Source organism: Actinokineospora inagensis DSM 44258 (genome assembly GCF_000482865.1).
GTDB classification, from domain to species: Bacteria; Actinomycetota; Actinomycetes; order Mycobacteriales; family Pseudonocardiaceae; genus Actinokineospora; species Actinokineospora inagensis.
Genome location: NZ_AXWW01000014.1, coordinates 128,262 through 152,969, shown reverse-complemented (window position 1 = coordinate 152,969; position 24,708 = coordinate 128,262). Strand labels below are relative to the sequence as shown.

At 68.0% G+C, this 24,708-nt stretch carries 15 protein-coding genes and 1 CRISPR repeat array; of the genes, 8 read left to right on the top strand and 7 right to left on the bottom strand.

The annotated features are described in order from the left end of the window. Window positions 1-10: 10 nt before the first annotated feature. Window positions 11-583, bottom strand: a complete 573-nt coding sequence (locus H504_RS0105385) for a hypothetical protein (protein WP_026421937.1) — start codon at window positions 581-583, stop codon at window positions 11-13. A 141-nt stretch (window positions 584-724) separates the two neighbouring features. On the opposite strand from H504_RS0105385, the gene H504_RS33420 reads away from it, so the two are divergent. The 3 genes from H504_RS33420 (at window position 725) to H504_RS0105370 (ending at window position 2,095) form a co-directional block, all read left to right on the top strand. After that, entirely contained in the window at window positions 725-1,561 is an 837-nt protein-coding gene (locus H504_RS33420) for a helix-turn-helix domain-containing protein (protein WP_169735328.1), read from the top strand. Continuing rightward, complete coding sequence (locus H504_RS0105375; protein ID WP_026421936.1) at window positions 1,558-1,758, top strand: DUF397 domain-containing protein; 201 nt, start codon at window positions 1,558-1,560, stop codon at window positions 1,756-1,758. Before H504_RS33420 ends, H504_RS0105375 begins: the two co-directional genes overlap by 4 nt. Window positions 1,759-1,822: 64 nt before the next feature. Then, window positions 1,823-2,095 carry a DUF397 domain-containing protein gene (locus H504_RS0105370; RefSeq protein ID WP_026421935.1) on the top strand — a complete coding sequence of 91 codons (273 nt, stop codon included), beginning with the start codon at window positions 1,823-1,825 and terminating at the stop codon, window positions 2,093-2,095. A gap of 283 nt (window positions 2,096-2,378) precedes the next feature. Here the strand turns inward: H504_RS0105370 and H504_RS33415 are convergent, their stop codons facing one another. The 4 genes from H504_RS33415 to H504_RS0105345 all read right to left on the bottom strand — a co-directional run bounded on the left by H504_RS33415 (window position 2,379) and on the right by H504_RS0105345 (window position 7,025). Further along, window positions 2,379-2,591, bottom strand: a complete 213-nt coding sequence (locus tag H504_RS33415) for a hypothetical protein (RefSeq protein ID WP_035303324.1) — start codon at window positions 2,589-2,591, stop codon at window positions 2,379-2,381. Window positions 2,592-3,002: 411 nt separating this feature from the next. Continuing rightward, window positions 3,003-3,520: a CRISPR direct-repeat array (repeat unit 28 nt; unit sequence GGAACAGCCCCGCGTGTGCGGGGAGGAC). A gap of 315 nt (window positions 3,521-3,835) precedes the next feature. Beyond that, window positions 3,836-4,618 (bottom strand): sulfite exporter TauE/SafE family protein, encoded by a 783-nt coding sequence (locus H504_RS0105355; protein ID WP_084467399.1) that lies wholly within the window; start codon window positions 4,616-4,618, stop codon window positions 3,836-3,838. Further along, on the bottom strand, window positions 4,585-5,892 hold the full coding sequence (locus H504_RS0105350) for an MBL fold metallo-hydrolase (RefSeq protein WP_026421934.1): 1,308 nt from the start codon (window positions 5,890-5,892) through the stop codon (window positions 4,585-4,587). The genes H504_RS0105355 and H504_RS0105350 overlap by 34 nt, the downstream gene beginning before the upstream one ends. Continuing rightward, complete coding sequence (locus H504_RS0105345; RefSeq protein ID WP_026421933.1) at window positions 5,889-7,025, bottom strand: NAD(P)/FAD-dependent oxidoreductase; 1,137 nt, start codon at window positions 7,023-7,025, stop codon at window positions 5,889-5,891. Before H504_RS0105345 ends, H504_RS0105350 begins: the two co-directional genes overlap by 4 nt. 94 nt (window positions 7,026-7,119) lie before the next feature. On the opposite strand from H504_RS0105345, the gene H504_RS33410 reads away from it, so the two are divergent. Both H504_RS33410 and H504_RS0105335 read left to right on the top strand, forming a co-directional pair. Continuing rightward, window positions 7,120-7,803: a GntR family transcriptional regulator gene (locus H504_RS33410; RefSeq protein WP_051385510.1), complete on the top strand. Its 684-nt coding sequence runs from the start codon at window positions 7,120-7,122 to the stop codon at window positions 7,801-7,803. A 100-nt stretch (window positions 7,804-7,903) separates the two neighbouring features. Further along, window positions 7,904-15,688, top strand: a complete 7,785-nt coding sequence (locus H504_RS0105335; protein ID WP_026421932.1) for a PKD domain-containing protein — start codon at window positions 7,904-7,906, stop codon at window positions 15,686-15,688. A 1,502-nt stretch (window positions 15,689-17,190) separates the two neighbouring features. Here H504_RS0105335 and H504_RS0105325 read toward each other — a convergent pair. After that, on the bottom strand, window positions 17,191-18,672 hold the full coding sequence (locus H504_RS0105325) for a benzaldehyde dehydrogenase (RefSeq protein ID WP_035303322.1): 1,482 nt from the start codon (window positions 18,670-18,672) through the stop codon (window positions 17,191-17,193). Window positions 18,673-18,815: 143 nt separating this feature from the next. On the opposite strand from H504_RS0105325, the gene H504_RS0105320 reads away from it, so the two are divergent. Then, window positions 18,816-20,075, top strand: coding sequence for an alpha/beta hydrolase family protein (locus H504_RS0105320; protein WP_245614079.1), 1,260 nt, complete (start codon window positions 18,816-18,818; stop codon window positions 20,073-20,075). 49 nt (window positions 20,076-20,124) lie between these two features. On the opposite strand, the gene H504_RS0105315 is transcribed toward H504_RS0105320, so the two are convergent. Further along, window positions 20,125-21,327, bottom strand: a complete 1,203-nt coding sequence (locus H504_RS0105315; RefSeq protein ID WP_026421928.1) for a vanadium-dependent haloperoxidase — start codon at window positions 21,325-21,327, stop codon at window positions 20,125-20,127. A gap of 194 nt (window positions 21,328-21,521) precedes the next feature. Here H504_RS0105315 and H504_RS0105310 point away from each other — a divergent pair, with 194 nt between their 5' ends. After that, complete coding sequence (locus H504_RS0105310; RefSeq protein ID WP_026421927.1) at window positions 21,522-22,493, top strand: hypothetical protein; 972 nt, start codon at window positions 21,522-21,524, stop codon at window positions 22,491-22,493. Beyond that, a complete protein-coding gene (locus H504_RS0105305; RefSeq protein ID WP_026421926.1) occupies window positions 22,490-24,706 on the top strand; it encodes a hypothetical protein in 2,217 nt (738 codons plus the stop codon). Before H504_RS0105310 ends, H504_RS0105305 begins: the two co-directional genes overlap by 4 nt. Window positions 24,707-24,708: the final 2 nt, after the last annotated feature.

Below are 24,708 nucleotides of genomic sequence, written 5' to 3'. Positions count from 1 at the left end.
TCGGCCGGTTCTATTTCCGCGCACGCCAGTTCAGCGCGAGCCCCGACAGCACCCCGATGTGTTCGAGGTCCAGGCTGTCGTACCCGCCAGGTTCCCCGGGGTTGCCGGTCAGATCGCCCAGCCACGCCACCGTGCCCCGGAGCGGCAGGTCCGGCCCGCCAACCGCCCGCACGACCTCGTTCGCCACCGGATTCGGCGGCGCGGCCGAGCATTCCCGGCACCCCTCCAGCACGGACCCGGTCAACGCGCCGAGCTGGTGGGATGTCAGCCGCTCGACGTCATACCCGTGCCGCGCCCGGCAGTTCCCGGACGGGTCCAGCGCCTCGTCGTAGAGCGCCATGACCAACGTCCACTGCACCCACCGGCCGTGGTCGAACCCGTGTCGGCTCAGCGTCTCGTGGCAGGTCATCTCCCCCTCGGGCGTGATCGACACCCACCGCACGTTGTCGTCCGCCTGGTCCATCACCAGATCCGGAATCCCCGGCACCCGGATGACGGTGGTTTCCACCGTCACCGCGTAGGGCCTCGGGTCAATCACCCGGATGGGCGTGATCTCGTAGTTGTAGAGCAACCTGGCGGTCACCGCGTCTCCTGCCTGTCGTACCCTGTTGGCGCGAAATCATCCGACGTAGAGGCTACGGTGGAGTCGCTACACTCCGCCAGTCGGCCAATGGAGTGACCACCCGAAGAGAGGACCGCAGTGCCCCTATCCACCACCCCCACCGTGGTCAAGAGGTACATCGGCTTCGAACTGCAACGCCTCCGCGAACAAGCCGCCAAGTCCCAACCCGACGCGGCCCGCGAGATCGACACCAGCAAGGCCAAAATCAGCCACTTCGAATCCGGCCGAAACCTCCCCAGCCTCCTCGAAGCCGAACGCCTCCTCACCTTCTACGGCACCCCCGAGATGATCGACGGCTTCAAAGACCTCATCGTCCAGGCCCGCGAGGCCCCCTCCACCTTCGACCTGGACCCCTCCCTGGACCTGGCCCCCGGCTTCAGCATGTACGTGGGCCTGGAACAGGGCGCCAGCCGCATCTTCACTTACAACGCTCTGGTTGTAACGGGTCTCCTCCAGTGTCGCGCGTACGCAGCCGCCACCGTTCGCGGCTACCTGGGCGGCGATGACCTCTCGGAGGTGCAGGTAGAAGAACTGGTTGAGCTCCGGATGAAGCGCCAAGTGGCTCTAGACCGCCTTGAGGTCACGGCGGTTATCAACGAGGGTGTGCTCCACCAGCAGGTCGGCAGCCCCCAAGTCACCGCTGAGCAACTTGGCCACCTGCTGGGTCTCGCCGATCGTGGTGGTGTCACGATTCGGGTGTTGCCCTTCGCCAGTGGCGCACATGCCGGGATGCACGGGCCGTTCACTCGCCTGGAGTTCCCCATTCCGAGGGATCCTGGTGTTGTGTATCTCGAGGACATCCCCGGCGGCCGGTATCGGGACGACACTGAAGACATCGACAACTACCGAGCGGTCGGTGACCAGTTGCTGGGGTTGGCGCTGCCTGAACGCGAGTCACTGACGCTGATCGACACCATCCGAAGGGACCTAGCACCATGAGCACCAACTGGACTTGGCGGAAGTCGAGCCGGTCAATCGGCAACGGCGAGTGCGTCGAGGTCGGCACCAACTCCGCCATCGCGGCCATCGCCATCCGCGACAGCAAGGCGGGCACCTCTGGCCCGATCCTGACCTTCACCCCGACTCGGGCCACGGCGTTCTTCACCGCCGCCAAGGCCAACCGCTTCAGCGGCTGACCCACCCTCCGGCTGGTGACACCCTGACTGTCACCAGCCGGATCCCCCGCAAGGAGTCACCCCCATGCCCCCTCCCTGGACTTGGCGCAAATCCACCCACTCCACCGGCAACGGCCAATGCATCGAACTCGGCACCCATCCAGACGCCATCACCTGGCGCAAGTCCAGCCGATCAACCGGCAACGGCGTATGCGTCGAACTCGGCACCAACCCCACCACCCCCGCGATCGCCATCCGCGACAGCAAGGCAGGCGCAACCGCCCCGATCCTGACCTTCGCCCCCGCCCCAGCCGCTGCCTTCCTCACCGCCGCCAAAACCAACCGCTTCAGCCACTAACCCGATCTCCGGCTGGTGCCCCCTGACCGTCACCAGCCGGATTTCATCCCCACCACCCCGCAAAGCCACCCAACACCGCCCAGACACCACTCCGATAGCAGACACAGCCCCGCATGCGCGGCGAAGACCACGCCGCCGGCGGCGGCAAGACCACGATCATGGGAACAGCCCCGCGTGCGCGGGGATGACTAGTGTCTCCGCTGGACCGACCCGTTCAAACCATGGGCAGAAGGGCCGGGTCCAGACCTCCGAGCCCAGCTTTGCGAGGTCTCGGGGATACGTGCTAGACGGGTGGGACGAGGCCAGGCAGGTGGCCCTCCGTGCTGCACAATGGGCAAGGTCGGCCGTTGTCGACCGTGCGGGCCACGCCGCCGATCACCGCCATCTTGGGGTCGGCGATCATGCCACCGCCACCACACATCGGGCAGATGGTCTGCACCAGATCAGGCACGTCAGACGCGTCCGGATCGTCGTCGTCCCGCTCGTCCTCGCTCATTCGCCCCGCCCGATCCAGCCCGCGTCGTCGAACTGCTTGCCTCTCCCGAAGCCGGTCCGCTGGACGGTCACCAAACCGTACCGCCACAGGTCGAACAAGTCGCTCGCATGTCTGATTCCTTTCACCGTCCGCACGCATTGCAGCGGTAAATCATGCCACTCATGAGAGTCAAATCATACGGCGCGTGAGCGGTGGGACTACAGGTGCGGGCTCATCCGATCGAGGGACCGGGAACAGCCCCGCGTGTGCGGGGAGGACTGCGTGCTCTCGCGTGAGCTGCTTCGCAGGCACGGAACAGCCCCGCGTGCGCTGGGAGGACGCGGTCGGCGACCGCCGGGTCCCGGGCCTCACCGGAACACCCCGCGTGCGCGGGGAGGACGGTCTCCCCCTTGGCGGACAGCTCGGGCATCAGGGAACAGCCCCGCGTGTGCGGGGAGGACCGACCTGTCCCAGGTTCCGCCGGAGGACACATCGGAACAGCCCCGCGTGTGCGGGGAGGACGACGGGTCCCACAGGCGTCGCAGCTAGGCCTCGGGAACAGCCCCGCGTGTGCGGGGAGGACCTGCGGCCCTACCTGCGCGGCGCGCTCACCCCGGGAACAGCCCCGCGTGTGCGGGGAGGACCCGCCCTTCGTGGGGTGCAGCCGGTTGCATCTGGGAACAGCCCCGCGTGTGCGGGGAGGACCGGGCGAGGAGCCCGGTGCCACGGAAGGTTTCGGGAACAGCCCCGCGTGCGCGGGGAGGACTGGTAATCGCCCCCGAGGAACACCAGCCACGCGGGAACAGCCCCGCGTGCGCGGGGAGGACGGACGCGGCCGTGGCGGGCGGGTCGGGTGCAGGGGGAACAGCCCCGCGTGCGCGGGGAGGACGTGGCGACGCCGATTTTGATCTGCCTACCACTGGGAACAGCCCCGCGTGCGCGGGGAGGACCCTTCTTGACCTGCGTGTCTAGCCCGGCGAGCACCGATTCTCATTCACTTCTGCCGCCATGCCCGCGCCCAGACCATGCTCCCACAACCCACCGACAACGCTGGGGCTGGTCTGGGTTCACCTGCGTGAACTCGGCGCGTTGGTGGTACGTCACCAGTACAGCCAGCAGCCACTCTCCCGGGAGTACAGCCATGTCCGCGATCCAGTCCCCGCCGCGTCCTGCTAAGCCGGTTAGTGAAGCTGAGTACAACGATTTGTGCGCTTGCCGTTGTGGGCGGTTGCCCGGGACGCACACGGCGGGGCAGTGCGGGCAGCTCAGGTAGTGGCGACGTCCATCAGCATTCCGGCGGAGACCACGGCGAGCAGGACACCGAAACCGCGGCGCAGCGTTGCTGCTGAGAGCAGTGTTGACAGGCGGCGGCCGTCCCAGGCGGCGAGGATGGCGGTGGCTGCGAAGGGGCCGATGACGGACCAGTTGACCGGTGTGGGCTCGGTTGCCAAGCGGGTGCCCAAGGCCGCCAACGAGTTCACGGCGATCACGAGCAGACTGGTGCCGATCGCCTCGCGCATGCGCAGTGACAGGGCCGTTACCAACGTGGGGACGGCGAGGAAGCCGCCGCCGACGCCGAGTAGGCCGGTGACCGCGCCGAGACCTGCGCCTGCGCTCATTGCTCGGGCGGGGGCCGACCTGGTGGGCACCGTGGTCTCGGCGGGCGTGTTGGCCAGCATCACGACGGCCGCGACGCCGGCCAGGACCGCGAACGAGACGGTCAGCAGCGCGGCGGGTAAATGGGGCGACAATATGGCCGCGCCGGCCGAAACCGGCACGCCCGCGGCCGAGAACAGCAACCCGGTGCGCCAACTGATGTCGCCACCGCGGGCGTGCCGGGCGAGGGCCGTCACCGAGGTGAGTGACACGATCACCAGGCTGACGGTGGCCGCGGTCATCGGCGGCATGTCCAGCAGGTAGATCAACACGGGGACGAGGAGCACGCCGCCGCCACCGCCGAGCGTGCCCATCGCGAAACCGACCACCGCGCCCGCGGTCAACGCCACCGCCAACATCAGCTCACCACCGGGAATCCGTTGTCCAGCCATGACGTGATCCCGCCGACGAGGTCGACGACATCCCGAAAACCGTTGGCGCGCAATGTCGACGCCGCCGCGGACGACCGGTAGCCGCCAGCGCAGAACACCGCGGTGGGCGCGTCCGGGTCCAATTCACCCATCCGTGAAACCAACTCCGGCAGTGGGATCAGTGCCGCGCCCGGAATCGTTCCGGTCGTGGTTTCAGCGGGACCGCGCACGTCGACCAGGACTCGGCCGTCGAGTGCGGAAGCGTCCAGTCGCTGAGCCGTTGCTGTTGTCTCCGGTCGGACATAGCCGAGGACCCGGTCGAAACCGATGCGCGCCAACCGATTCCGCGACTCAACCGCGTTCTCCGGCTCGCACACCAGGACGATGTCATCGCTCGCGGTCAGGACCATTCCGGCGATCTCGGCATAACGCCCACCCAGGCCGACGTTCACCGATCCGGGATGGTGTCCCGCCGCGAACTCGTCCGGATCCCGCGTGTCCAACAGGGTCGCGCCGTTCACGGCGAAGAGTTCTGGAACAGGTGCGTGCTCGTCGAAAGTCGAGCGGTCGGCTCGATTTCGGGTCGACGCGTAGGCAAAATACGCCGGGGGAGTGGGTTGACCGGCGCACACCGCCGCGATGAACTCGTCTTCCGGCATCTCGGCCAGCGCGTAGTTGGCCTCGCGCTGGCCGCCGATCGTTCCGGTGGTTTCCGTCGACAGGTTCTTCCCGCACGCGGAACCGGCGCCGTGGCCGGGGAAAACCCTGGTGGAATCGGGCAATTCGAGCAGTCGTCGGGTTGACCGGTAGAGCGCTCGGGCCAGTTCGACGGCGGTCCAGCCGTTCGCGGCCAGCAGGTCCGGCCTGCCGACGTCGCCGAGGAACAGGGTGTCGCCGGTCAGCACCCCATACGGCTCGTCGGTGTGCACCACCAGACAAATCGACTCCGGGGTGTGCCCGGGGGTGTGCAGGACTTCCAGTTCGACCGCGCCGAGCGGGATACGCCGCCCGTCAGCCAACGGTTCGACCGGGAAGCCAACCTCTGCGGCGGACCCGTATCCGATTCGCGCGCCAGTTGCCTGAGCGAGTTCCAGGTGCCCGGACAGGAAATCGGCGTGCACATGGGTCTCCAGGACCCACTCGATCCGCAGGTCCAGGTTCTCGGCGTCTTTCAGGTAGTCCGCGATGTCCCGCCGCGGGTCCACGACCACCGCTCGGCCGGTCGACTTGTCTCCGACAAGATAAGACGCCTGCGACAGGCATTTCGTGTAGTACTGCGTGAGGACGAGGCTCATGCCAGGCCCCGCAGCATCAGGTTCCAGTAGAAGAACGGCAAGCCGTATCGCTTGAGATACCACATGTCCAGCCGCTCTTTGGCCGTGTTGACCGGCAGCGACGGAGTCGGCCGCAGGTCGTAGTCGAACTCGGCCAGCACGACTCGCCGTTTCGCGGTGGTCAGCGGGCAGGACGCGTACCCGTTGTACCGCGCTGTGAGTTGTTCGCCGCGCATCGACGCCAGGAGGTTGGCGACAACCACCGGCGCCTGTTTCCGAATCGCCGCACCGGTTTTGGAGTTCGGCGTTGCCGCGGCGTCGCCGAGCGCGAAGATGTCCGGGTACTTCACATGGCGCAATGTGTGCCGATCCACCTCGACATAACCGCTCGCACCCGCCAGCGTGCTCGCCTTGATCCAGTCCGGCGCGCTTTGCGGCGGTACGAGGTGCGCCATGGTGCAGGGGAGGGTCTGCCCGTTGATCACCACCGCGTCCGCGCGGACCTCGGTGACCTCGCTGGCGAAGTGCGTGGTGATGCCGTACCGCCGCACCACCCCGGCCAGCACGTCCGCGAACTCCTTGACCCCGAACAGGCCCGGCGTCGGCAGCACCAGATGGGTGGCCACCCGCGCGCCTTGTCGCCGCCAGTAATCAGCCGCGAGATAACAGATCTTCTGCGGCGCCCCCGCGCACTTGATCGGCCCGGCGGGCATCGCGAACACCGCCGTCCCCCGGCGGGTGCTCTTGATCAGCTCCCAGGTCTTCGGCGCGAGTTCGGCGGCGTAGTTGCTCGACACCCGGCCGCTGAGCGACTCGGTCAGGCCCGGGATCTTGTGCCAGTCGAGTTGGATGCCGGGGCACACGACGAGCCGGTCGTAGCCGATTGTGGTCCCGTCGTCGAGCCGGACCTCGTGCGCCTCCGGCTCGACCCCGGCCGCCGCCCGCCGCACCCAGTTCACGCCCTTGGGCATCACCGACGCCTGCGGCCGCGCACTCTTGTGCAGGGGAGCCCGGCCGCCGCCAACCAGCGTCCACAGTGGCTGGTAGTGGTGCGTCCCGGCTGGATCGATGACGGTGATGTCCTCGACCCCGGCCTTGCGCAGCCGGGCCGCCACCGTGATCCCGGCCGTGCCCCCGCCGACCACCACAACCACGGGTCACCTCCGTCCAAATGTCGGGACATTTACGTTAGGTGACCCCCGATCGTGGTACAAGCACACCGAGCGAAAGGTAGCTACCTTTAACGGCGTGACCGTGCCGAAGTGGCGCCGAGTGCAGGACGACCTGGTCCGCCGGATGCGCGCGGGCGAGTTCGCCCAGCACTTCCCCAGCGAGGTCGCCCTGGTCGACGAGTACCTGGTCAGCCGCACCACCATCCGCCGCGCGCTGCTCCGGCTCCGCGCCGAAGGGGTGGTCACCGCCGAACGGGGACGCAGGCCGCGGGTCCGGGTGGCCGTCGAGCAGCCGCTCGGCACCCTCTACAGCCTGCACACGTCGATCAGCACCGCGGGCCACGCGCAGCGCAGCGTCGTCCGCAGGCTGGAGATCCAGACCGACGGCGTCATCGCCGACCACCTCGGCCTCGACGGCTCCACCCCGCTCGTGCACGTCGAGCGGCTCCGGTTCGCGGGCGACGACCCACTCGCCATCGACAGGGTGTGGTTACCGGCCGATCACGGTCGCCCGCTGCTGACCGCCGACCTCACCTCGACCGGTGTCTACGCCGTCCTCGACCAATCCGGCCTCCGCCTCGACCGCGCCACCGAGAGCATCCGCGCGATAGAGCTCCCGGCCGCCGACCGGGCCGTGCTCACCTGCCCGGTCGCGCTCTCCATCCACCGTCTCAGCCACGCGCGCGGGGTGCCCATGGAGTGGCGGCACACTCTTGTCCGCGGCGACCGGTTCACCCTCACGGCGGCATTCGGTCCTTAGTGACCGACGTTCGGCTGTCATCCGAAATGCGGTCATTCCCGACGGTCACTACCGGCGCTCTACTTGTCGCGTTGTGTCGCGCGACATGGGGTGGTCGGACATGGACAGCTCGGACAGACGCAGGTACTTCCTCCGCGGCCTGCTGATGGCCCTCTTGTGGCTTGGATTCGCGTTGTGGGGAGCGGCTGACGCGGCGACCTCGTTCACGGTGACCGTCCAACCGTTCGCCACACAGCAGTACTTCACGCCAAACGGTGACGGACAGGACGACGTAGTCACCGTCCCTTACTGCCTTTCCGACTCCGCGCACGTCGATGTAACCGTCGCCGACCAAACCGGCCATGTGGTGCGCACGCTGGAGACAGCCGCGTCACGGCCCGCTGACCCGTCCTGCCAGTACAACACGACCCTGTCCTGGGACGGTAAGTCCGACGCGGGCACCGTTGTGCCCGACGGAACCTACATGGTCACCATCCACGCCGTCAGCGCTACCGGCGACACCGCCGACGCGGCCGCGCAAGCCGCTGTGGAATCACGACTTCCCGGCGCTCTTACCGCGCCAGCCCCCAACGACAGGGTGTCCGGCACGCTCAGTTGGCGCTTCACGGCGACCCCGGGCATCAACGTCACGTACGCGTCGATCGCCTGCGGCACCGTTCAACTCGGCGGCTCCGGCAAGTACCCGGGTGGCATCTTCGAGGCGACCACGGACACCGCCGCGTGCCTCCCAGGTCCAAACACGCTCAAAATAACGGCGTTCTGGACCGACCCGTTTGGCGCCACGCACACCTGGACGTCCCCGCTGACGCCGATCGTCGTGGACAACCCGCCCGCGCTGACCATCGCGTCCTGGGTTCACCGCTATGTGAGCCCCAACGGCGACGCCCAGGAAGACACCGCCGACATCTACTACTGCCTCAACAAGGACGCCAAAGTGTCCGCCACGGTCACCAACGCGGCGGGGGCCACCGTTCGGGCTATCGCCGCAGTGGACGCTGTCGGCTCCCGACCCTGCTACGACTTCAACAACTCCCTCACCTGGGACGGCCTAGGCGACACAGGTAGTGCTGTCCCGAACGGCGTTTACACCGTGCGACTGGTCGCCACCGACTCTTCCGGCCAGACCGCCGCCGCGTCAACGGACATCGGCATCGACACGCGAACCCCTGGCGTTCTCACCAGCCCGGTCGCCGGGGCTACCTTGTCCGGTGACATCACCTGGTCGTTCCGCCCCACCACCAACTTCCCAGTCAGCGGCGGAGACCTGTACTGCGACGGTACCTACATGGGCTCGCTCGACCCGGTTAGCTTCATCGGCACCGGTTCAGTCCGCGCCTGTTACTCCGGTCCGGCCACTGTCGACGCCGTGGTCACCTGGTCCGACCCCTTCGGCGTGCAGCACACCTGGACATCGCCACCTGTGTCAGTAACCATCCTCAACCCGCCGGTCGTGGACATCTCTGCCTACGCGCACCGCTACTTCAGCCCCGATGGTGATGGTCAGAACGACGTCCTTGGCATCGACTACTGCCTGAGCCAAGACAGCTCTGTCGGTGTCACCATCGCCAACGCGAGTGGCATCGTCGTGCGCACCATTCCTGCCGTGAACCAGTCTGGTCACGCCGGCTGCGACGGCGGCAACGCTTCGGTCAACTGGGACGGCAAAGACGACGCGGGCCACGTTCAACCGGACGGTGTCTACACCCTTCGCGTCCGCGCCACTGACCACACTGGCCAGGTCGGCGAAAGCACCGTGCAAGTCGGCATCGACAACCGCCTGCCCGGCGCTCTTACCCAGCCCGCCGCAGGCAGCACCGTCTCGGGCCATGTCGACTGGCGTTTCCAGCCGACCCAGGGCTTCACCGTCAACTCCTTGAGCTTGTTGTGCGGAACCTTCGAACTCGCTTACACCGACCAGCTCTCGGGCAACGTCGACACCACGCCGTGCGACCCCGGCGCAAACGCTTTCACCGCGGGTGTCTCTTGGACTGACGCGTTCGGCACCGACCAGTTCTGGGAGACGCGTGTCCCGTTGACCGTCGACAACACCCCGCACATCAGCCTTCGCACTGGCTCGAACTACTTCAGCCCCAACGGTGACGGCCAGGAAGACACCATCCTGGTCGGTTACTGCGTCGACCTCAAAGCCACCGGTACCGCCACTGTCGTCGACCAGGCCGGGAGCACCGTCCGGACTCTTACCCCGGTCGACGCCACGCAGTGCACGCGCAACCACCCCCTGAACTACGCCACCTGGGACGGCAAGAACGATGCGGGCGTCGTAGCGGCAGACGGCGTGTACACCCTGCACATCAAGGTAACCGGCGCCACCGGCCGCTTCACCGAGGACAGCGTCCAGGTCGGTGTCGACCGCCGGACGCCAGGAGCTCTTATCGCGCCCAAGGCCGGTGACACCCTCGCCGGTAGGGCCACCATCGTCTTCCAACCCACCCAGGACTTCCCGCTTACCCAGGTCGACGCGACCTTCGACACCGGCGGCGGTGCCTCTATCTACGGCCCTTCCCCGGACGGCCAGTGGCGCACCACCGTCAACGCGGGCGCGCTCACCGCGGGTGCGGCCAACCTTCGCACCTCTGTCCTGTCCACCGACCCCTTCGGCAACGTCCACCGATGGTTTGCGCCCGAGATACCCGTGTCCATCGACTCGACAGCGCTACCGCTCACTGTTAGCGCCGATCCACTCACCGGACCCGCACCTCTCGCGACCACACTGCGCGTCGACACCTCGGAGCCGCGTGGCCAGGTTGTGCACTACACGGCCAACTACGGCGATGGCGCTACCGCCTCCGGTGACATCGCGAGCCCGTACTCCACAACGGAACTACGGCACACTTACAACGCTCCCGGCGTATTCCACACGGTCGTCACCGTCACCAACTCGACAGGCGCGACCACCACGAAGTCAGTTGACATCGTCGTGTCCGGTAGGGCCAACACCGCCCCCACGGCCACCTACGCCCTCGACACCACGCGCGGCGTAGCGCCGCTACCAGTCAGTGCGACCGTTACCGCTACCGACGCCCAAGACGACGCGCTGACCTACTCCCTCGACTTCGGTGACGGAACCGCTGCGGCATCCGGCTCTCTCCCGCATGGCCCTATCGGCCACACTTACACCAGAGCGGGCACGTTCCTGACGCGGCTCGTCGTCAGTGACGGTCGCCTCAGCACGACGAAAACCGCGAGCGTCGTCGTCGGGCTCCCTGAGCCACTTCTTGCCAACGCGGGTGACGACCAGGTCGGCATCGAGGGCAAGTCCGTCACCTTCGACGGTTCCGGTTCGCGACCGTCAACCGGTATTGATTCCTATCACTGGGACTTCGGCGACGGCCAAGCCGCTGACGGTGCCGTGGCCAAACACATCTACGACACAAGGGGCGACTACACGGCAACATTGACCGTTACTGCCAACGGCGAAACCAAGCAGGGCAAGGTAACCGTCACCGTTAAGCCGGAACCCACCGCGAGCGGTTTGTTCGTACAGGTGGTCAACCCGGCTGGCACGGTTGTCGGTGGCGCAAGCCTGACTGTCGTGGACAGCAACGGCCACTCGTACCCCACTACGGCCGACCCCTCAGGATTGGGCCACCTGCAAGGTATCCCGGACGGCAGTGTCACGGTTTACGGCACGGCTCCCGAGTACTTGCCCAACGAGGTCAAAGCCACCATCATCGACGGCGCGGGCCAGGCCCGGCTCGTGTTGGCGCCGGGCGAGGTTGTCACGTCCGAGCTGGACACCAAACCGATGACCCGCGACGAGGTCGTCCAGGCGGGCATCGACCCGGACGCCCCGGAGAACCGCGACGCCTACCAGTTCAGCGTCAACATCGCCGTCGACCCCGGGCCCGAGATCACCGTCGTCGGCTACACCGCCGTGGGTGGCCTCCCGGCCTGCCCGCAGGTCAACGGCACCACCGTCGGGTGCGCCCGGGGCGGCGCCACCTTCCGCACCGAGGACCAGGAGGTCACCCTCTCGGTCACCTACGTCAACGAGAAGCCGCAGTTGGTCTGGCTGGTCATGCCGCTCAAGGCGAGCTGGCTCAAGGAGTTCTTCGCGGTTCGGATGACCGTCACCAACATGGCGGGCGAACCGTTCCAGGTCGACCACGGCACCGCCACGCTCACCCTGCCCGCCGGACTCACCCTTGCCCCGATGGCGACCCCGCAGACCCCGTCGATCGCCATGCCGGTCATCGGCGCGGGTAAGAGCGAGACCGCCAGTTGGGTCGTGCGTGGTGATACCGAGGGCTCTTACCAACTGTCGGCCTCTTACGTCGGCAGCCTGGAACCCATCGGTTCCACCGTTTCCGTGCAGGCCACCAACGCGCGGCCCCTGCACGTGTGGGGTGCCAGCGCGCTGACGATGACCATCGACACCGACTCCACCACCAGCGAACGTGTTCCGTTCGACGTGGGCGTCACCTTGCACAACGTGGCCGACGTGCCCGTGTACAACCTCGCCATAGAGGCTCAGCAGGACCAAACGCCCGGATTCATCTACCAGCCACGGGAACGGTTCGAACAGACAACGGACGTGATCCAACCAGGGGAGAGCTTCACCGCCAGGTACGTCCTGATCCCGGCCAAGGACGGCGACCTGGATCTGTCCCGCACGTTCGTCAGCAAGGCCGCAGGCGGTCGGGGCTTCGCGACAAACTTCGTCAAGCACCTCCGGTCCGAACGCGGCGGCCTAGATGTCGACACCGACACCCCGGGAGTTACCAAGCTGAGGTGGTCGCCGCTACCAGGTGCCACCGAGTACCAGGTCTTCGCGACCTCCACGGTCTCGACGCCGTTCTCGGACACGCCGCTGCTGGTCACCCAGGGCACGTCGGCGGTCCTTCCCGGTGGCTCTGGCTACTACGCGATCAGCGCCACCATCGACGGTAAGCCCATCATGCGTCACAGCCTCGAAGGCGATGACGGCTCTGTCGGCCACGCCCCCAAGCTGCGCGTTACCTACGACGACGGCAGCTCCGTGGACAGCGTCGTCGACGTCTCCCGAGGCCCGCGCAAGCTACTGGTGCGCGCCACGGACCAAGACGGTCGAGCACCGGCGCTCGACTGGGCTGCCCAGGCCGGGCAACCCACGAACTCCGTGCACTGCGTGCCGGTAACCGTCGCCGTTGACACCGCCGGGCTCGATTGCGTCCTTGACCAAGGCCACTACAAGGTCGATCTGACCTTCACGACCACGGATGGCACCTTCGCCCCCGTCACCCGCACTGTTCTTGTCGGTGGCGAGTACGTCGCCCTCGGCGACAGCTACTCCTCCGGCGAGGGCGCCGTCCCGGGTGGGGCTGACCTCCTCGACCCACGACCACACCGCCCGTGGTTCACCGACCGGGATGGCACCGACACCGACAACGACCCCGCCAACATGTGCCACCGATCCCAATACGCCTACCCCAACCTGCTCGCCGGTGACGCCACGAACTTCGTCTTCCGCGCGTGCAGTGGGGCTAAGACGGACAACGTCCTCAACGCGCTAAGCGGCCACGGTGCGGAGTCCAAGGCGCAGGTGTCTTACCTCGACAAGCACACCTCGCTCGTGACGCTGTCCATCGGCGGCAACAACGTCAACTTCAGCGAAATCATCAGCTACTGCGTCCAGAACAGCTACCAGCAGATCATCGGCATCGCCAACCCCTGCGAACGGCGCTACAGCGGAAGCCTGGCCAACGACATCCAGGGTCTTAGCGACGACCTGAAGAAGGTCTACACGTCAGTTCTCGCCGCCGCGCCCAACGCGCAGGTGTACGTGATGGGCTACCCGAGGTTCTTCAACCCGGCAGCCACCGCGAAGTGCCCGTTCTACGGTGTCACCCCGGTCGACCAGACCTGGATCAACTCCGCCATCACCCAGTTGAACACCACCGTCCAGCGCGCCGTCACCGCGACTCCCGGCCAGGACCGGGCCCGGATCACCTACGTCCCGGTCTACGACGCCTTCGCCGACCACGAGGCCTGCCGCCCCGGCCCCCGCCTCAACGACGTCGTCCCGACCAACCTGGAGTACAGCTTCCACCCCAACCGCGACGGCCAGTCCGCCCTCGCCGGCCGCATGCGCGCCGCCATCACCGGCGCCGCCCCCCGGTCGATCCTGCCCAACCAGACCCTGAGCAGCACCGTGGACGTCTCCACCGCCAACGCCACGCTGAGCGTCGCCTCGGCCTGGCCGGGCAGCGACATCGTCACCTCGCTGGTGTCTCCGTCCGGCCGCGTCATCGACCGCTCCACCGTGGCTGACGACGTTGTGCACGAGGTAGGCCCGACCGGTGAGAGCTACCTCGTTGCATCCGCTGAACGCGGAATGTGGACCATCAACTCTTACGGCGCTCAGGTCGCTGAGGGCGGTGAACCACTCACCCTCATCCCCACGGTCATTCCCGCGCCGACTACGCCACCGGTCGTTACTGCGTCCAGCAACACTGTTAGCGCTGTCGCGGGCGCGCCCGTCACGTTCACCTCGGCTGTAGGCCCGCAGGTGTGGGACTTCGGTGACGGGGCAACGTCATCGGCCACCAACCCCGTACACGCCTACACGTCAGTCGGCACGTTCACCCCGACCCTCGCCGTTGCCACCAACACCGGCGACCGCGCGGTCGTGACGTTGCCACCGATCACCGTCACTGCCCCGCCCACGCCCATCGCGTCCGACCAGACCGTCACCACCACGGGCGCTCCCGTGCGGATCCACCTGACCGGTGTAATCGCCGCCGGTAGCCTCACCTACCAGATTGTCGGTCAACCTTCCCATGGAACACTGACCGGCGGCGCCGACCTGATGTACCGCCCGGCCCCGGACTACACCGGCGAGGACGCCTTCACCTTCACCGCCACTGCCAACGGTCACACGTCGCCTCTTGGCACGGTCAGGCTTCTTGTCACCCCGTCGACCGGAGCCACACTCCCCACGACAACCACCTTGTCCACGACTGACGCCACTTACGGTCAACCGGTTGTTCTGGCCGCTTCCGTCAACGCCACCGGTGGCACATTCACCTACCGGGTCGATGGTGCTGAGGTGTGCACGGTGCCGGTAGACGGTCCCGCCTGCAAACCTGGGCTTGTTCCCGGAACCCACGCCGTGACCGTGTCCTATAGCGGTGCCAACGGTTTTGCCCCATCAGAGGCCGCCGGTTCGGTTACCGTCACCAAACTCCAGACAACCGTGTCTTATACCGGCCCGTCTACCGCCCCATCAGGCTCGGTAACCCTCACCGCCACAGTGGGCTCTTACCCCGAGAAGTCCACAGTGGAGTTCCTGCTCTACAACAGCGCCAACACCGACATGACCACCCCAGACCTCCGTTGCGTCTCACCGGTCGGTAAGCCCACCTGCGCCCTGACGCTCCCCGCCGACAGTTGGACCGTCATCGCCACCATCCCCGCCAACAACCCGTACCTGACGGCCCCAGCAGCGGCCCCGGCCGTCCTCACCACCTACCCACCCGTCACCGATCGCGCGGCCCTCGGCGCGGGCTGGGTCAACGGCCACGGCGACTTCGCCTTCTTCGCTACCTCTAAGGCCGTACAGTCTCTCTACACCTACCGCGGCGCGGACCGGAACCAGTACATCATCAAGTCCACCGGCCGCCCCGACTCAGTCACCTTCACCACCACCGGCGTCACCTTCACCACCAAGTGCGCCGCAATCGTCTTAGCCCCCAACGGAACCCCGATCCCGCGTCTCACCACCCGCAACCTCGCCTGCCGCGTGAGCGCCACTGACGCGAAGACCGACACCTACGCCATCACCGTCACGACAGCCGCAGGCTCGGTCTACCACCAGGCAGGCACCCCAACCGCCCAACTTCCCTTGCAGGGCGGCGCAATCCTGCTACTCCCAGCCAAGAAGTAGCTGTCTGACCTACGGCCGCTAATCACCGGTTGGTCTCGGAGTTCGGTCAGCCGGTCGCGCACACCCACCAGCGGGTCCGCGTCGAGCAGACCGGACTTGATCACCGCGGTCGGGCCGCGGGCGACGTAGTTGTCCACAACGCAGCGCTTCCTCCACACCCACCACCTCAGCCGTCCGTTGATCTTGCTGGGCCGGTAGACTGGCCTCGGGGACGCCCCCCGGGACAGGGTGGGGGCTGCCTGGACCCGTAGGGGGTTGTCGGTTGAGCGATGGCTTGGTTGTGGGCCGTGGTCACCGGGTGGTGGGTCGGGTCGGGCAGTTTTCCTAGCGGTCCTGCGGTCTATGTGGGTAAGCGGGCCTGAGATCTGCTGGAGGTGGACTCCATCCCGTTCGCCGAGTGCGCTTCGGACGCGAGCGGGCAGCCTGACGGTGTTGAACGGAGACACGTGGGGGCGTCAATGAATCAAGGCACCCGTGTTGAGCTCGTCAGGCGGCTTGTTGGGGTGATCGGGGATGTCACGACCGCGCATCCGTTGCGGGTCGCCATCGACGGGCCGCCTGCTGCGGGCAGGACCATGCTGGGCGACGAACTCGCCGTCGTCCTGCGTGCGGACGTTATCCGCGCGTCTATCGGCGACTTCCTCTTGCCCGTGCACAGCGCTATCGGCGCGGCTAGTGCTCGGCCGAAGGCTGCTATCTCGACACTCATGACCACGCCGCGCTGTGCCGGGTCCTGCTCGATTCGCTAGGCCCGGTTGGAGACCGACGGTTCCACCACGCGGTCTGCGACAGGGACACCGATACCCATCGTCCCCGCAGACGCTGCGCTCCTCTTCGGCGGCGTCTTCCTGTTGCGCCCAGAACTCGTCGACCGGTGCATCTTGGTGTCTGTCCCATTCGCACAGACAGCGAATCGCGCTTTGGATCGAAGCCGAGCGCCAGGTGTTTCCCCCGCCGGTACCGAACGGTCCTGGCGCAACACGTGAGAGATCCGCGCCTGCCATTGACTGCCGTAATGGATCATCTGGGTCGCGTGTACCCGCGAGACCTACACCGAGGTCGCCCACAACCACAACACCGGCAACAACAAGACACACCTACTCGAAATCCCCACCCACCAGCACAAACCCACCCCGGGCGGCCCCCACCCTTCCCGGGGGGCGTCCCCGAGGCCAGTCTACCGGGATAGCAAGATCAACGGCTGGCTGCAGTGGTTGGTGTGGACAGACCGTCGCGTTGTGGATAGCTCTGAAGCCGATCGGCGATCAAGAGCCACGTGGGCGATGCCGAAGCGTGTGGTCGGACTTCCCAGGTCGGCCGGTGGAGCCGATCGTTGTACACGGTGATGTCGGCTGGGCGGGCTGTGGCGAAGTAGAGCTGTTGGGCGCGGATACAGCGGTTCAACCAGAAGCCGTGGGGTTGTCGGCAAGGCAGGGATGACTGGTGGTCGCCGCGAGGGGGGTGGCAACGCGCCCTCGGGTGGAGGGCGCGTTGCGGAGGGGCTAGAACGGGTAGATCGGGAGGTCGCCGCGGAGGGTGAGCCATTGGGTTTCGGTGAAGGCCTCGATGTTCGCCTGGGCGCCGCCGTGGCGGGAGCCGGTGCCGGAGGAGGCGACGCCGCCGAAGGGGGCGGTGGCTTCGTCGTTGACGGTTTGGTCGTTGATGTGGACCAAGCCCGAAGGGATGCGTTCGGCGAGGTCGAGGCCTGCTTGGATGTTGCCGGTCAGGATGCCCAGGGACAGGCCGTAGTCCGAGTCGGCTGCCAGGGCCGCGACCTCGTCCAGGGAGTTGAACGGGACGACGGGTGCTACTGGGCCGAAGATCTCTTCCCGGTACGCCGGGGCGTCGAGCGGGACGTCACCCAGCACGGTGGGGCGGTAGAACAAGCCTTCGAAGGTGCCGCCGGTGCGCACGGTGGCGCCGCTGGAAACGCTGGAGGTCACCAGACCGTGCACACGGTCGCGTTGGCCTGCGTCGATAAGAGGGCCGAGGGCCACCTGTGACCGGTACGGGTCTCCAACCGGTAGGCCAGACACCTTCTCTGCCAACGTTGCCGTGTACTCCTCCGCGATAGAGGCGTGCACGAGGTGCCTACTTGTGGCCATGCAAATCTGACCCGAGTGCGTGAACGTCCCCCAAGCTCCGACCGACGCCGCCTTGGTGACATCCACGTCCGGTAGCACGATCAGCGCTGAGTTCCCGCCCAACTCCAAGTGAGCCCGCTTCAGGTGTTGACCTGCCAAGGCGCCCACCGCACGTCCCGCGCGCGTAGAGCCGGTGAACGCGATGACCCGTACGGCAGGCTCCACAACGAGGGCTTCACCGACATCGGCGCCGCCGGGCAGGACCTGGAACAGACCCTCGGGCAGTCCGGCCTCCGCGAAGATACGGGCGAACATCGCGCCGCCGGAGATCGCTGTGCGTGGGTCTGGCTTGAGGATGACCGCGTTGCCCAAGGCCAACGCGGGGGCGACCGCGCGGATAGCGAGGATGGTGGGGACGTTGAACGGTGCGATCACGCCGACCACGCCCGCGGGCAGTCGCCGGGCGAACGACAGGCGCGGTGCGCCGGTCCGCAGGAGTTCGCCGTAGGGGTGCGACGGCAGCGCGGCGGCCTCGTAGCACTCTTGGGCGCTGGTGTGGACCTGGAAGTCGCCGAACGGGCGGATCGCGCCGGACTCGCGGGCCAGCCAGTCCTTGATCTCCTCCGCGTGCAGGGTGAGCAGGTCGCCCGCGCCGCGCAGCACCGCCGCCCGCAGTTCGTACGGGGCCGCCGCCCAGGCCCGTTGCGCGACGGCGGCGCGCTCGGCCGCCTCGTGCACGTCCTGCGGGGTCGCTTTGCCGACCGCGCCCAGGGACTCGCCGGTCGCGGGCTCGACCGCGGGGTACGTGCCCCCGCCGCCGTCGGTCCACGATCCGGTCCAGACCTTGCCTTGCCACGCGCCGTCGGCGAGCAGTGCCGTGGGCGTTGTTGGGTCCGCCATCCGTCTTCCTCCATCATCCGACCGAGCACACCGGTCAGGGTGGAGCCTGCTGCATTGTTGAAGCTGAGACAACTTGATGGCCGATGCCCATCCCCCATCCGGAGGACGACCGGGGTCCGCCCGCGGAGTGATGCCGTCTCCACGTGGAGATCTGGACCATGGCGCAGGCAGACCAGAACGAACAAGGGGATCTCTTGTCCACATTGACCAGAAGGGTGTTCGGCGCGGCCACGGCCGCGGCGATCGCCGCCACCGTGCTCGCGGGCGCGCCTGCCGCCGCCACTCCGACGACGCCGGTCACCATCACCATGCCGCGGCTCAGCGGTCACCTCCCGGTCGGCACCCGCGACGTCGACCTGGTCGACGCGCACCGGGTCGACCCGTGGCACCCGGACCGGCAGCGCGAGCTGATGGTGACCGTCAGCTACCCGGCCGCCCGCTCCGGCGGCACCCGCGCGCCGTGGGTGTCTTCGGGCGTCGCGGCCGTGCTGAACCAGCTCGCCGCGAGCCCGGACGTGCTCGGCTTACCGTCCGGCTCCATCAACTGGACCGCGACCCGCCGCAACGCCGTGCTCGACGCGCCCGCCGCGCCGGGTAAGTGGCCCGTGGTGCTGTACTCGCCCGGGTTCGGCTCCGCGCGGGAGTTCAACGCGAGCGTGGTCGACGACCTGGCCAGCCACGGTTACCTCGTCGTGTCCATGTCACACACCTACGAGTCCGCCGCGGTGCAGTTCCCGGACGGCCGCGTCGTGTACGGGAACATCACCCAGTCCGACCCGGCGACCATGAAGACCGCGATCGACGTCCGCGTCGCCGACAGCCGCTTCGTCCTCGACTGGGTCGCCCGCACCCTTCCGATGGCCGACATGTCCCGCGTGGGCATGGCCGGGCACTCTTACGGCGGCTACACCGCGGGGGAGACCATGGTCCAGGACCGCCGGGTCGACGCGGGTGTCGACATCGATGGCGCCCTCCGCTACAGCAGCGATCCGTACCTGCCCGGCCAGGTGGTCACCCAGGGCCTCGACCGCCCGTTCATGCTGTTCGGCGCCGATTTCACCGACGAGTCGGGCACGACCATCCCGCATTCGCACCGGACTCCCGAGTTCGACCGCTCCTGGGCCGACTTCTGGGCCACCCAGCGCGGCTGGAAGCGGGACCTGCACCTCGACCACACCACCCACTACAGCTTTACCGACCTCCAGTTCGTCGTCCCCGCCGTCCGCGCCCTGATCACCCCCGAGGCCGCGGCCCGGACGGTCGGCACCATCAACCCCACCGAGTCGCTGGCCGCCCAGCACGAGTACCTGTCGGCCTTCTTCGACCTCCACCTCAACGGCCGCGACCGGGGCCTGTTCACCCGGTCGTCGCCCTGCTTCCCGGACGCCCACTTCATCAAGTAGCCCGGGTTGATGGCGGTCCCCACCCCGGCCGGGGTGGGGACCGCTCGTCTTATCGCAGCAGTGAGTCGAACTTGGTGAGGTCGTAACCGGCGACGTTGCGGCCAACCTGTACGCCCACCTCGTCCGCCACTCGCGTGTGGATGCCCGACCACACCCGCGCGTTGACGGTGTCCCTCGTGATCTCGCTCCACGCCCGGTAGTGGAAGACCACGCCCGGCGCCGTAGTACTGGTCAGGTCGAACGGTTCACTCAGTGCTGGACCCGTTAGCGCTGTCAGTACCTCTTGCGCGAATCCCGCATAGGTCGCGTGGCCGCTCGGGTAGTCCGGGTGCGACGGCGTCACGTGCAGCGGCGTCCAGTCCGGTAGACCTGTCGCGCGCAGCGCGGTCACCGGGCGCCAGAGTTGGTAGGCGTATTTCGCGTCCGAGGTGGCGATCTGGGTATCGACCGCGATGACGTTGAACTCCGCCACCAACCGGGCCGACGGCGACTTTGCCAGCGCCACCCGCAACACGTCCACGAACGCAGGCTGCGATCCCTGATACCAGAATGACGCCACCTCGGTCTGGGCAGGCGTGCGCACGGTACTCGTGGCAGACCCGTAGTCCCTTACCTCGGCGAGGTCCTTGCGATACCGCTCCGAATCCAGCGCAGGCGGCGGCCCAGGCCGGAACTGGTTGGGGCGCCGTAGTAGGTAGGGCCGGGCAACCCGGTTGCCGTACTGGATCGCGGGGCCGTAGGCGGGTGGAGTCGGCTGCCACACACCGGGCGCCGGAGTCGGTACCGGGAATGGCGCGTTCACCGAAGCCGGATCCAGCCCATCCCCTTCGCGTTCCGCCAACGCCCGCCGCGCCTGCGCGGCCCCTTCGGCCTTTCCACGGTCCTTAGCCGAGCCACGCGGTACCCGATCCAGGGTCGTTGTCAACGCCTGGTCGAGCGCTCCTACCTGAGTCGGTGCCAACTGCACCAACGAGTCGTGCACCGCCGTAGCCACCGCCGCGTCAGTGAAATCCCGCCCGAAATCCCGCCCACTGAAATCCCGCCCGCCGTGGTCGACCCGCGCGGCCGCCAGCCAAGCGATCGCCCACGAACGGTTGTTCGTGATCTGCGTCGGCGCGGGCTCGGCCGCCAAAACCTGCTTCGTGACGTCGTACCACTCCAGCACCACGTTGCCCCGCTGCTGCGCCTGGGCCTGCGGGACCACCAGCACCCCGGCCACCAGTCCGACCAACCCCACCAGCCGTAACCGCATGAGACCTCCGTTCCCACCGAAACCGGTCACCAGGTGTTCAACCACGCCCCGCCCCGGTCCGTCCAGCGGGTCCACGCACTGGATGCCGGTTGCCCGCGGTCGGGTGCGTCTGCCCGGTTATCGGGACGGCGTACCGACGCGCTCGGTAGCATCGGCATCCCTCGGGGTGATCGACGGGCGGGAAGGGGCTTGGGGTGGTGCGCGGCGGCGACGGGAGCGCGAGCGACGCGTTCAACCCGTTCGTGCCACCGCAGCGGCGGGTGAGCAAGGCCATGCTCACCCTGCGTCCGATCGACGACGCCGCGCACGATCACCACTACGTGGACGTGTGCGGCACCGCTCGGGCCTACCAGCGCTTCGCCGGCCCGACCGAGGACGAGACGACCGAGCCCCCGGAGGTCGTCGAGGACATCGTGTCCACCGGCGGTTACGTGCTGGTGGTCGGCGAGTCCGGCTGCGGCAAGAGCGCCCTGGTCAACCGCTGCGCCTGGTGGGCGCGCAACGCGCTCGTCGGCGGCCTGGCCGACCGGGTCGTGCTGGCCGACCTGCGCCGCCACGCGCTCGCCCTCGAATCCGCCAGCATCAACACCCGGGTCGGCTGGGCGTGTGGCCGATTGGTGCGCACCCTGCGCGAGGAGCGGGCGCTGGTCGACCCGGCCGCCGCCGAGCTGGACTCCGGTGACCCCGACCAGATCCTCCCCGAGCTCGACGGCCTGCTCGACCCGGGTGTCGCGCTCGTCGTGCTGCTGCCCGACCACCTCGACCTGCACCGCGAGGTGCACGTCTACGCCAGCGGCATGCTCAGCCCCCGGGTGCTCTACCTGGCCGAGTCCGCGCTGCTGACCGACGCCGAGGTGCGCCGGATCGAGGTCGAGCTGGAGGACAGCACCCCGCCGATCGTGCTCCGGCTGCGCACCCTGACCAGGGCGGACGTGGTCCGGTTCGTCGACGACCGGCTGCACCGGCACCGCGCGGCAGGCCGGTACCCGCGGGTCGTGGCCGACCAGGCGCTCACCGAGCTGGTGCACACGAAGTCGATCAAGACCTTGCAGCGCACCCTGCTCGGCACGTTCGAGATGTTGCGCGCCGAGCGGGTGAACTACATTGAGTCGTATGCGGTGACCGTCGACGACCTGAATCGATACACCAAGGGAAACAAGTCATGAGCGGCGTCCAGGGTCCCTCCCGGCGGGAGCGCAAGCGCAACCCGTACAACGTGATGGCGGTCGCCAGCACCTCGGTCGTCGAGGGTGACCAGGCCACCGCGGACGTCACCGTGGTCACCGACGCCATGCGCCGCGCCTACCGGATGCTCGACGACTACCTCGGCGCCGAACCCGAGTCCGGCTCGGCGGGCGTGGTCGTCGCCCTGCTCGGCGACTACGGCCTCGGCAAGACCCATCTCGCCGTCCGGCTGGTCCGCCGCGCCCGCGCCGCGCTCGGCGGGCCGACCAAGGCGATCTACCTCGACGCCAACGCCGAGGACTTCCGGTCGCTCTACCTGCGGTTCCTCCGCGAGGTCGGCCGGGACGCGCTGATCGCCCAGGTCCGCGACTACTACGCCGACGTGGTCGCCGCCGCGCTGCAGGAGACCGGCCTGTCCGGCGACGCGCTGCAGGCGCTGACCGCGGGCCAGGTCACCCCGCAGAAGGTCATCCGCGAGCTGGGCATGCTGGAGAGCGCCCTGCTCCGCCGGGTCCAGCAGACCCTGGTCGGCGTCACCGGTGAACACGACTTCAGCACTGTGCTGACCCTGTTGCTGCGCAACGGTTTCGACGACGCCGTGTGGCAATGGCTCACCGGCGCCGAACCCGACGAGATCCTGGTCGACCGGGGCATCACCCGGCGGATCGACAACGAGCTCGCCGCGCTGGAGGCGCTGCGCGTCATCGCCCTGCTGTTCTCCGGGCTGCGCAACCGGTTCGTGCTGGTCATCGACGAGCTGGACAAGATCTTCTCGGCCCGCCACCGGCCGAACGACACGCTGATGGCCCGGTTCCAGGACCTGCTCGCGGTCAGCGCCCGCACCGGCGCCTGCTTGGTCCTGTGTGGACTCCCGGACGTCTGGGAGGTGCTCACCCCGGCCGTGCGCGCCCGCATCCCGGTCCGGGTCGACCTGGCCGGGCTCACCGACGAGGAGATCACCGACTTCGTCCTGCGGTCGCACGAGGAGGTCCTTGGCGAGAACGGCATCGAACCGTTCACCCCGGTGTCCATCCGCATGATCCGCAGACTCACCCGCGGCTACGCGCGTGACGTGATCAGGTTGTGCCGCAAGGCTTTCCGACTGGCCGACAACGCCGCCGTCGCCGCGAACACCGAGGTGCTCGTCGACGAGGCCGTGCTCGCCGCTGCCTCCGCCGACGAGTTCGGCGCCCCCGACTACGACGAGGTCGTCAACCAGATCTGGCGGCTGGCCGAGCGGTCCGGTTGGAACCCGCGCCGCGACCACATGCTCGGCCCCTCCCCGCAGGCCCGCGCCGACTTCTGGATCACCTTCCCCGACTTCGACAGCGGTTGCGCGCTGATCGTCACACCGTCCCTTGCGGACTCGGCGGAGATCGGCCGGGCGTTGGCGCGCATCGCCGCGCTGCGCGCCGCCCAGCCCGGCGCGGAGATCGTCCTCGTCGTCGTCGGCGTGCCAACGGACACGGCTGTTGTGCAGGTGCGCGACCTGCTCGGTCGGGACCTGCTGGTGGTCCGCCCGCACAGCTTCGGCGAGGACATCACCGCCGTCCTCGAAGCCGCCCGCACCCGGCTGCCCCGGCACAGCGAGCCGGACTCGCTGGTCGGCCTGCGCAGGCAACTGGAGACCTGGCTCGCCGGGCTCGCCGCGGGCCAGCGCGAACTCGCCGACGCCCTCACCCGCCGGGTCGACGACCTCGCCGCCACCGTCCACACCGCACCGGTCGTCACCCAGCAGGAAAGCCTGCTCCCCCCGGTGCTGGCCGAACTCTTCGACGAGGCGACGTCCGCTTTGGACGACCTGGCCAACATCCACATCGCGCCGAACGCCTTCGCCCACGACATCGTCGCCGAGGCCGACCCGCTGGTCGTGCAGCTCCGCGAGGAGTCCGTCGTCGCCGCCACCGGCTCCGCCGTCCTCCTCCGCCAGGTGATCACCACCTTCCGCACCGTGCTCGCCGACTGGTACCGCACCAACACCACCCGCGTCGACTCGGCCGCCCGCGACCTCCTCGACCGCATGTGCGACACCTACGACAACATCACCGACGCCCTCCCGGCCCGTGGCGCCCTCGTCGACCTGGTTCGCGCGGGCCTGCTCTCCGGCGCCGTCCGCCAACGCGCCGAACGCGCCCTCGCCGACTTCAGCTTCCGCGTCCGCGAAGCCGTCCTCGAGTCCGTCGCCAACCGCTGAGA

Bases quoted from the DNA above. Each gene is read 5' to 3' on its own strand.
- H504_RS0105370 (WP_026421935.1), top strand. From the start codon at position 1,823: ATGCCCCCTCCCTGGACTTGGCGCAAATCCACCCACTCCACCGGCAAC.
- H504_RS0105315 (WP_026421928.1), bottom strand. From the start codon at position 21,327: ATGCGGTTACGGCTGGTGGGGTTGGTCGGACTGGTGGCCGGGGTGCTG.
- H504_RS0105305 (WP_026421926.1), top strand. From the start codon at position 22,490: ATGAGCGGCGTCCAGGGTCCCTCCCGGCGGGAGCGCAAGCGCAACCCG.
- H504_RS0105375 (WP_026421936.1), top strand. From the start codon at position 1,558: ATGAGCACCAACTGGACTTGGCGGAAGTCGAGCCGGTCAATCGGCAAC.
- H504_RS0105350 (WP_026421934.1), bottom strand. From the start codon at position 5,892: ATGAGCCTCGTCCTCACGCAGTACTACACGAAATGCCTGTCGCAGGCG.
- H504_RS0105325 (WP_035303322.1), bottom strand. From the start codon at position 18,672: ATGGCGGACCCAACAACGCCCACGGCACTGCTCGCCGACGGCGCGTGG.
- H504_RS33415 (WP_035303324.1), bottom strand. From the start codon at position 2,591: ATGAGCGAGGACGAGCGGGACGACGACGATCCGGACGCGTCTGACGTG.
- H504_RS0105335 (WP_026421932.1), top strand. From the start codon at position 7,904: ATGGACAGCTCGGACAGACGCAGGTACTTCCTCCGCGGCCTGCTGATG.
- H504_RS0105355 (WP_084467399.1), bottom strand. From the start codon at position 4,618: ATGGCTGGACAACGGATTCCCGGTGGTGAGCTGATGTTGGCGGTGGCG.